At 45.4% G+C, this 7,846-nt stretch carries 5 protein-coding genes and 1 rRNA gene; 2 read left to right on the top strand and 4 right to left on the bottom strand.

The annotated features are described in order from the left end of the window. Positions 1–106 (bottom strand): 16S ribosomal RNA (locus H8S65_RS08240); the annotation flags it as partial. 637 nt (positions 107–743) lie between these two features. Next, positions 744–2,186, bottom strand: coding sequence for an MFS transporter (locus H8S65_RS08235; RefSeq protein WP_186929507.1), 1,443 nt, complete (start codon positions 2,184–2,186; stop codon positions 744–746). Positions 2,187–2,340: 154 nt separating this feature from the next. On the opposite strand from H8S65_RS08235, the gene H8S65_RS08230 reads away from it, so the two are divergent. Continuing rightward, complete coding sequence (locus H8S65_RS08230) at positions 2,341–4,293, top strand: SGNH/GDSL hydrolase family protein (RefSeq protein ID WP_186929506.1); 1,953 nt, start codon at positions 2,341–2,343, stop codon at positions 4,291–4,293. A 165-nt stretch (positions 4,294–4,458) separates the two neighbouring features. Here H8S65_RS08230 and H8S65_RS08225 read toward each other — a convergent pair whose 3' ends face one another. Continuing rightward, positions 4,459–4,893 carry a helix-turn-helix domain-containing protein gene (locus H8S65_RS08225; protein ID WP_186929505.1) on the bottom strand — a complete coding sequence of 145 codons (435 nt, stop codon included), beginning with the start codon at positions 4,891–4,893 and terminating at the stop codon, positions 4,459–4,461. Between the two features lie 201 nt (positions 4,894–5,094). Here H8S65_RS08225 and H8S65_RS08220 point away from each other — a divergent pair, with 201 nt between their 5' ends. Next, a complete protein-coding gene (locus tag H8S65_RS08220) occupies positions 5,095–5,502 on the top strand; it encodes a hypothetical protein (protein ID WP_186929504.1) in 408 nt (135 codons plus the stop codon). Positions 5,503–5,551: 49 nt separating this feature from the next. On the opposite strand, the gene H8S65_RS08215 is transcribed toward H8S65_RS08220, so the two are convergent. After that, positions 5,552–7,843 (bottom strand): apiosidase-like domain-containing protein, encoded by a 2,292-nt coding sequence (locus H8S65_RS08215; protein ID WP_186929503.1) that lies wholly within the window; start codon positions 7,841–7,843, stop codon positions 5,552–5,554. Between the last annotated feature and the right edge of the window lie 3 nt (positions 7,844–7,846).

The raw sequence follows: 7,846 nt of genomic DNA, 5'->3' as shown, positions 1-7,846 counted from the left end.
GTGCGCCGGTCGCCGGCAGGTATTGCTACCCCCGCTGCCCCTCGACTTGCATGTGTTAAGCCTGTCGCTAGCGTTCATCCTGAGCCAGGATCAAACTCTTCGTTGTTAAATTGTTTTTTGCCTTTTGCCCAGAATCTCGTTGTTTATTGTAGTTATTGACGGTATGTTTTAGTATTCCTACTACGTCTCTTGTACTACTTGTTGATATGTAAATCTTTCAAAGAACTTTTTCGCTTTCTTTCGATTGCGGCTGCAAAGGTAAGGACTTTTTTTAAACTGCCAAATTTTTTAGAGAAAAAAATCGAGAAGTTTTTTCGAAAGCCGCCGGGCGGTTGGATATTCGCTTAGCTCCGCTAACCTCATCCTACTATCACCGGGTTACCCCCTTTTCATCATGTTGACGCTAATGCCGTTCTCTCTCGAATGCGGGTGCAAAATTAGAGGTTTTATTTATTACATCCAAATATTTCGAGAAGTTTTTTTTCATTTTTTCCAGAGAGATATAATTGTTATTATAAGGTACGCATGAAAGAGAGTTAGATAAACTCCGTCTTTCTCGCGGCAGATGACTTTTACCTGGTCGAAATTGACCATATAGATACATTCTGCCGTCCGGCAACCTCTTCCATGCTTTCCTTCGACAAGAGCAGTTGCCACTCCTTCTCCTTATAAGAAAAAAGGAGAATGCATCCACAAGGGCGCATCCTCCTTCTTTCTTATAAACTATATACTCTCTATTTCAATTATTCAAGAACGATCACTTTATATTTCGGAACCAAAATCTTCATGATCACCCAGCCGATCAAATAAGCGACAGCACATACGCAGAAGATAACGAAATAGCCGGCTGGCTTACCCGTGAAGCCCATAAACGTCATTTGAGTAGCATCTGCATAAACAAACAGATTCCCGGCCACTTTCTGCAAGATCATCGAACCGACACCACCGGCCATGCCTCCGATACCCGTAACGGTTGCAATAGCCGATTTCGGGAACATATCACCGACAGTCGAGAAAATATTGGCAGACCATGACTGATGGGCTGCGCCACCGATACCGATCATGATAACCGGGAACCACGGGGAAATCGTACCCAACGGCTGCGCCAACAGAACCAACAACGGGAAGAAAGCAAAAATCAACATCGCTTTCATACGGGCGGCATAGGGGTTCATTCCACTCCGGTTAATAAAGATCGTCGGCAGCTTACCTCCGTAAATAGACAACATCGTAATGGCATACAGGGTAAAGATCAACCCCATACCCAGCGGATCGGAAGTCTTGATGCCGAACTGCGTATTCAGATAAGAAGGAGTCCAGAAAAGGAAGAACCACCAAACCCCGTCTGTCATGAATTTACCGACAATGAAAGCCCAAGTCTGTTTGAACGTGAAACATTGCATGAAACCGATCTTCTTCTCGTGTTCTTCTTCGACAATGACAACGTCTTTTTCATTCTTATCCTGTTCGATATACTCCAACTCGGCTTTATTCACATGTTTGCTCTTGTCCGGGGTCGTGTACATGAATACCCACAAGCCCATCCAAACAAAACCAAGCGCACCGATCACGATAAAGGCCATTTCCCAACCCCAGGCTTTTGCCAACAAAGGAATAGAAATAGGAGCGACCAAAGCGCCGATAGAAGCGCCGGCATTGAAAATAGAAGTTGCATAGGCACGGTCTTTCTTCGGGAAGTATTCTGCCGTAACCTTGATGGCTGCGGGAAAGTTACCTGCTTCACCCAACGCCAGAATACAACGGGCGGCCAGGAAGAAATACATACTCACGGTTGCCAATACCACAACAACATCTCCTGTTGCCGCAATCAGCTCCGCTGCACTGTTCATACCGACATAATGTTCGGTTGCAATACCGCAACCGGCATGGAGACAGGCTCCGAACGACCAAACACCGATAGCCCAAAGATATCCTTTCTTCGTGCCCATCCAGTCGATAAAACGACCGGCAAACAGCATACAGATTGCATATACAATTGAGAAAACTGATGTTATCGTACCGTAATGGGATTCGTCCCAATGGAACTCCGGTTTGATAAATTCATCCCAGGTCAACGAAAGGACCTGGCGATCGAGGTAATTCACTGTTGTTGCAAAAAATAACATCGCGCAGATTGTCCATCTGTAATTTGTCATTTTCTCACTTGCTTTTTGAAATGTGTTCATGATATTAATATTCGTTTTTCATAATACGGGGGCAAATATAAGGCATTTTTTTTGTTATACGCAAGTTTGTGTGTGCGAATACACGAAGTATTTTATTTCTTTCACATCCAAGCCCGGATTATTAGAGGTTTGACTTGCATAAAATAAGCATTTTATGTACGTTTGCCTCTCCAATGTAAACTCTATAAATACCATGATTATTATGAAAAAGATTATTTATCCGGTACTTCTGTCCCTGATAATCAGCCTGGCCGCCCAGGCCCAAGCTGAAAAAAGCGTATGGAACGGATGCGACCGTTACGATTTCACCTTCAAGGACCGCCAGGCAACCGTTGTCGTACCCCAAAAAGCGGCCAAAGGAAATCCGTGGATCTGGCGTCCGGCCTTTTTCGATGCATTTCCAAGCGTGGACAAAGCGCTACTGGAAAAGGGATTCCACGTTGTTTACTATGACGTCACCCATTTGTACGGAAGCCCAAGAGCGGTCTCTTTAGGCACGGAATTCTATGAGAACGTAACAAACCTCTACGGACTATCCGATAAAGTAACGCTGGAAGGATTCAGCCGCGGCGGTTTGTTTGTATTCAACTGGGCAGCCCAGAATACGGAGAAAGTGGCTTGTATATATGTAGACGCTCCTGTTTGCGACGTGTTTAGCTGGCCGGGAAGAAAAAACGCGGCTTTATGGAATGACCTCTTGAAAGAATGGAACCTGACAGATGCCGGGATGGAGCATTTCAAAGGGAACCCGATCGACAACCTCTCCCCTATCGCAGCCGCAGGCATACCGATCATCAGCGTATGCGGCGATAGTGACCAGACCGTCCCTTACAAGGAAAACATGGATGTCGTACGTTCGCGCTATCTTGCGGCAGGAGGTCCGGTGGAAGTTATCCTAAAGAAAGGATGCGACCATCATCCGCACAGTCTGGACAATCCGGAACCGGTAGTAGACTTCATCCTTCGCCAGCAGCCGGAATATGAAAAGTACTTACATTATACGATACGTGGCAGCTTGCAAAACTCGTTCCGTAAGTTCGAGAAAGAACGCCGGGCGCGGGTCGCCTTCCTGGGAGGTTCCATCACGGAAATGGACGGATGGCGCAATATGGTAGAGCGACAACTACAGCAACGTTTCCCTTATACACAATTCGAATGGGTAAAAGCAGGCATCGGTTCGACCGGGACGACTCCGGGTTCCTTCCGCCTGCAACATGACATCCTTTCGAAAGGGAAAGTCGACCTTCTTTTCGTCGAAGCCGCCGTAAACGACGACACGAACGGATTCAGCGCCCTCGAACAGGTACGCGGCATGGAAGGGGAAGTGCGCCATGCTTTGGAAAGCAACCCGGAAATGGATATCGTCATGTTGCATTTCATCTACGACCCGTTTATCCCGATGATCGCCCGCCGCCAGATGCCGGATGTTATCCTGAATCACGAACGGGTGGCGAATCACTATCTTATTCCTTCGATCAATCTCTGCCAGGAGATCGGCGAACGGATGCAAAACGGCGAATTTACCTGGGACGAGTTCGGCGGCACTCATCCGAAACCTTTCGGCCATAAGTTTTATGCTGCCGCTATCGGCCATCTTTTCGACGAGATGTGGAAAGGAGTTTCGCCGGAAGGGACAATTGCGGCACACGACATTCCGGCCAAGCCGCTGGATGCCTACAGTTATTATAATGGAGATTTCATCGCTCTCGAAAAAGCACGTTTAGACAAAGGCTGGAAGTTTGTCGACAACTGGCATCCAGACAACAAGGCCGGCAAGCGGAACGGCTTTGTCGATGTCCCGATGTTGGAGGCTACTCGTCCGGGCGACCGGCTGACGTTGGATTTCCAAGGGAAAGCGATCGGCATTTTCTGCGTCAGCGGACCTTCTGCCGGAATTTTGGAATATAGTGTCGACGGCGCCCCGTTCAAAGAACTGGATACTTTCACTGAATGGAGCCACAATCTTTATATTCCCTGGGTCTACATGCTGGAAACGGAACTGAAAGATACGAACCACAAGCTGGTTCTCCGCATATCGAAAAAGAAAAACCCCGCTTCACAGGGAACGGAATGCCAGATACGAAATTTCGTAGTGAACGGTAGATGATTACGAAAACAACTGTCATACTATCATGCTTTGTTATTTAAATCATAAATGAAAAACCAGGTTCGCGGATGACAGATCGGGCGGATCTTAAATGTTTCCACGACAACTGTCTTCACGGCGATGAAGACGGTCGTCGTGGAAAAGTTCTGCGCACCTCACGCGGACCTACTTTTCTTTCAGCAACTTCTCCAATAGCGCGTTTTTCTCTTTCTCTATGGTAAGCATCCGTTCGTAAAGAGAGGCTTGTTCCTTGTTTAAGGCCATTAGTTGATCGACAGGATGATTCACTATATTGTCCCTCTGATTTTCCACCACCCCGACATTGCTGCTTCCCGTTTGAAACGTATTATTCTCGATCACGATCGAGGTCGGATTTTCTTCCAGATTCCGGATAATATCAGGAGCGACATGCAGGATATTCGCAACCTTGAACAACGTATCTTCTTCGAGCACCCTCTTCTGTTCCAAGCGGGACACGCTTTGCTGGTTCATCCCCAGCATCTCGCCAAAGGTCGTCTGCTTCATGCCGACTAACTGGCGTAACTTCCTGACATTAGCACCCTGGTGCACATTTTTTGTTTTGATATTTTCGGTTTCCATATTCTTCTGTGTTTACAATGTGTGAAACAAATATAAGAACTTTTATCTCATTCTGAATCAATTCTAAAGAAATAACAAAACGACAATATGAACAAGACAGGAAAAAGAGCTTGTAAAAAACCCACTTCTCGTTGTATTTTACAAGGATTGGGAATATACGCCCCTTTAGCAGTTCTGCCTTTCTTTGCAAAAAAACATTCCATGAAAAAAATCCATACACTAACGTGCATCTTTCTGTTTTTCGCACTGATACCGGCCATAAACTCTTACAGGCAAAAAAGGGAGGAACCATGCTGCATCACCTATCAGGTATCCACACATGACCCGTACCCGCACAAACTGTTGATTTCCTATCAAACGGAAAACTCGTTAGAGGCTTTCTTCTGCTATGAAAGGAAATGGGAAAAACAGGTTTATTTATCATCAAAAGAAAAGGCTTCGATCTTTGTCCAAGACATTTTCGAACCGGAGAACGGCTTCATCTACCTCGAAAACGAAAGAGACTCTTCCTCCCGCGAATGGGACATCGCCCCGATCTCCGTCCGCATTCTCCACAAAGCCCAAATCAAACTGACTTCGGGAAGCAAGTTTCTCCGGTTGCAACTCTGAACAAGGATTCATGGTCAAAACAAAAGCTACAACCGGATTCCTTCTTTAATCATTTAGAATTCATCACCAATATCCAGTCGTTCCCAATACCCGAACTTATTGGTTTAGCCCTATAATTTCCTTTTGCCGAAACCTCTCCTATCAAAGTATATTGTCCGGTACGGGGATTATACCATTGTAATGTCAAGGTTGTAGCCTCCGGCAATGTTTCTAAAAAAATATCCACAGGATTACCGTTCGGCAAATAAACGAATGCATATCCCTTACCTTGTACAGCAACTGCCATATCTCCGATCACTTGCTGTTCTGTCAAAATTATCTCAGGAGCAGGACGACGGCTGAAGTAGTCATACTTTTCAAATAGTCTACGAGCATGTATCATATTTCCAGCACCCGGCAAATCCAAGTCATCATACCAGTTATTGAGCACATTGCCCGTCGGCTCATAAACAGGTGACATACATTGCCAAATCGGATGACAACCATACGTATGTCCCGCTGCTCCTGAAAAAAGGCTCCAATATAAGGCTTGCCGGGTATTTGTATCGTCGAACCAAGTGGTAGAGGTGCAGATGTCACCCCTGACAGGATGGTCTTCATAACAAGGCTCCATATTGATACACGGTTTTACTGGAAGTTTGTTATAATCTCCGACAATCAGATTTTCAAATATATCGAAACTGCAATTGGCATGTCCGGTTTGGCTGCTGTTAAAATCAAGCCAGTCAGCATTGTGAAACCATTGGCTGGAAGTGTGGCGTCCATAAGGATGAAATGTCATCAGATGATTCTTGTCTATCGACTTGATCGCATTTGCCAGCGCATTCCAGACAGGCATATTGGCATCGCCTCCATTCCGGTCACCCCCGATTATCCAAATGATATTGGGATAATCTTTATAGCGGTTTGCCAAAAAACGGCCATAACCGGCAATATTCCGTTCATTAAAGATAACGGGGCCGATTCCCCATTGTTTATCAACTTTATCACCCCAGGTCGGCAACAATCCCATATATAACCCTTTCGCCGCAGCCTTATTTATGATCCGATCCACCCAGTTAAAATAGGCTTCATCAGGCTGAGCCGGATCATTATTCACCAATGGCCGGTTACCATTCCGATCCGGTGTATTCAAGCCATCCAATTCTGCTAAAATCACCGCTTGTATGACATTGAACCCCTTTTCCCGCCGGTTTTCCAGATACCGGTCTATCTCTTCTTCTGTCAAACGATGAAATAATTCCCAGGCAGTGTCGCCCATATAAAAAAACGGAGTTCCATCCGCATGAACCAAAAACCGTTTATTCTCAGAAACAACAAGAGGCCCATGTGAAAAGTCTACAGATTTGCCAACCCAAGGGAGATACGAATAATCAGTAATGTTTTTCCCTAACATCAAATCCGTTATCTTCCCGGCTAACTCCTTAACATTCACCTCCGGCCTAAACCGTACGATAAATTGATTTCCTTTCTTACCGGGTATCCACCGATTACTACCGTCCGCTTCAAGCAAACAAGAGCCGGCATTATCCAATTCTAAATAATGGGAAGCCTCATCAGCCAACAAAAAAGCAGTAACCTGGTCCCAACTGGCGCGCCCTTTAAAGTCGTTATATAATTCATAAGCCCTGTACATGGGATTTTCAGGGTTTAGCTCTGCTTTCAATGCCAGATCGCCCGTAATAATCCGTTCACCAATCTCCCATCCACAAAATACGACTTCTTTTGTCCAGTTAGCCAAACAAAATACTGTTGACCCCGGATCAGGTCGTGAAAAGTTAGCTTCTTTTCCTTCCGGAAACAATCCCCCCATACAATACCATCTCTTAACCTTCGCCTCGACTAATTGTTTCCCGTTAAGATGAGAATACTGGTCTGCCGGTGATTGAAGTAGCCTCTGCAAACTGCTCAAATGACCAATTGTCAAAATTACAACAGAATGATCAGGGCTTCCGGCCAATAATTTTCGATAGGTATTAGTAGCTGTTTCCGCATCTTTCCAAGAAGGAAGGTCGTGCGGAAACTCTTCCGAAATCTGCCGGGTGTAACGAGAATGGTTTTTCAAAAAAGATTGTCCTTCCAGAAAGCCCAACGATAAGTCACCCATTCCATAATACGCATTGAAAGCACTCACACAAGTTACAGCAAAAGGATCATCGCTTGTCACTATAGTCCCCAGCAGATTTATCTTGTGTTGCTTATGCAAGGTATAAAGCATTGCCAATGTCCCGGCATCATCCACATCCGAATCGATATCGGTATCCACAATAACCCTTTGCCGAGCCACAACTAACAATGGCAACAATAACATCACAAATACAGAAATCAATCGTTTTTTCATATT

This window comes from Parabacteroides hominis, from assembly GCF_014287585.1.
Classification (GTDB): domain Bacteria; phylum Bacteroidota; class Bacteroidia; order Bacteroidales; family Tannerellaceae; genus Parabacteroides; species Parabacteroides hominis.
The sequence above is the reverse complement of the archived record's forward strand: the minus strand, read 5'-3'. Positions and strand labels throughout refer to the sequence as shown.

Bases quoted from the DNA above. Each gene is read 5' to 3' on its own strand.
- H8S65_RS08235 (WP_186929507.1), bottom strand. From the start codon at position 2,186: ATGAACACATTTCAAAAAGCAAGTGAGAAAATGACAAATTACAGATGG.
- H8S65_RS08230 (WP_186929506.1), top strand. From the start codon at position 2,341: ATGTACGTTTGCCTCTCCAATGTAAACTCTATAAATACCATGATTATT.
- H8S65_RS08225 (WP_186929505.1), bottom strand. From the start codon at position 4,893: ATGGAAACCGAAAATATCAAAACAAAAAATGTGCACCAGGGTGCTAAT.
- H8S65_RS08220 (WP_186929504.1), top strand. From the start codon at position 5,095: ATGAAAAAAATCCATACACTAACGTGCATCTTTCTGTTTTTCGCACTG.
- H8S65_RS08215 (WP_186929503.1), bottom strand. From the start codon at position 7,843: ATGAAAAAACGATTGATTTCTGTATTTGTGATGTTATTGTTGCCATTG.